Consider the following 1046-nt stretch of genomic DNA (forward strand, 5'->3'; position numbering starts at 1 on the left):
AAACGTACGTTCTTATACCGAGAATATCAGAACATACGTTTGTAAGCAACACTATCTTTGAACTGAGCCTTTTTTAAAGATAAGTTCATAGAAGGAACTATCACAAACCGGTCGCGGTTTAATCTTCGCGATGTTCGGTTAGCGATTGGTTCGCATGTCGTAATTTTACGGGATCTTCCAATCGGGGAAAGCCAGCAAATTAAAGTTGAACTCGAAGATCGTTCCGTTTCTCCGGAAAACCCGAACGGTCGTCCTTTCTCGAGAGAGATGTTACCGATCGGCCTGGAACTGCAAGAATTGAATCAACGATACGACTCATTAATGGCATATACAACGAGGCAAACTCCGATTGAGAAAGGTACCGTTACCCTGTTCGGCTGGTCAGAAGACCCGCTTGATATGGTGACTGTGAAAGGCGAGATGAACAACCGAAGCGCACTTTATTTGGTCCGTCAGAATCTGGAGGTCACTTTTGAACCGGGAGAGAAGGTGTTTCTTACTTCAGAACTGCTGCCAACTCGAATTGCAGAACAATCGGGACAGATTGTAAAAGACGGATTCGCGCGGACCCCGGTAATCGGTCAAGGATTCGTAACATTTGAGGTCCGAACGCAATCTGCAACCCAACTGAAAGCCAATAAGATCCACATTCGTTTTGATCATGAGGTTTATCGAAACTTGCAGAAGAAAATATACAACTTGCCGGAACGCCTGAGGTTCAGGTCGATGATGGCGGAGACATCATCGTGTTCCAGCAGGGTATAGATCGGGAGGGCGTCGTGGGCCGAGTCCCGTTTCAACGGGGGAACCATCTCCGATGACGCGAAAGGAAGAAGTGTTGCCCAGCAACCCTTTAGCGGCAGACGGAAGCACAAACAAGGTTTGAAACAGTTGTTGAAGCAGGTCGCGGGCTTTCGGAGAGTAGTGAATTTTGTCGGAACGCAGGGCACGAGCGACCAATTTTTCAGTAATCTTGGGGTTTTTGGGCTCTTGCTTCTCATTTTTCTTGCCTTTCTTTCTGGGCTTTTTGAGTTTGCGCTTGATCC

1 protein-coding gene and 1 pseudogene are annotated in these 1046 nt (G+C 47.2%); one reads left to right on the plus strand and one right to left on the minus strand.

Annotation, left to right across the window (positions count from 1 at the left end; all coding sequences use genetic code 11):
• Positions 1–267 precede the first annotated feature (267 nt).
• Positions 268–765 (plus strand): hypothetical protein, encoded by a 498-nt coding sequence (locus ACFO8Q_RS09900; RefSeq protein WP_380025612.1) that lies wholly within the window; start codon positions 268–270, stop codon positions 763–765.
• Here ACFO8Q_RS09900 and ACFO8Q_RS09905 read toward each other — a convergent pair.
• Positions 742–1046 (minus strand): annotated as a pseudogene (locus tag ACFO8Q_RS09905) (hypothetical protein); the annotation flags it as partial. The gene ACFO8Q_RS09900 and the pseudogene ACFO8Q_RS09905 overlap by 24 nt on opposite strands.

The sequence above is a fragment of the Effusibacillus consociatus genome (genome assembly GCF_042652925.1).
GTDB lineage: Bacteria > Bacillota > Bacilli > Tumebacillales > Effusibacillaceae > Effusibacillus > Effusibacillus consociatus.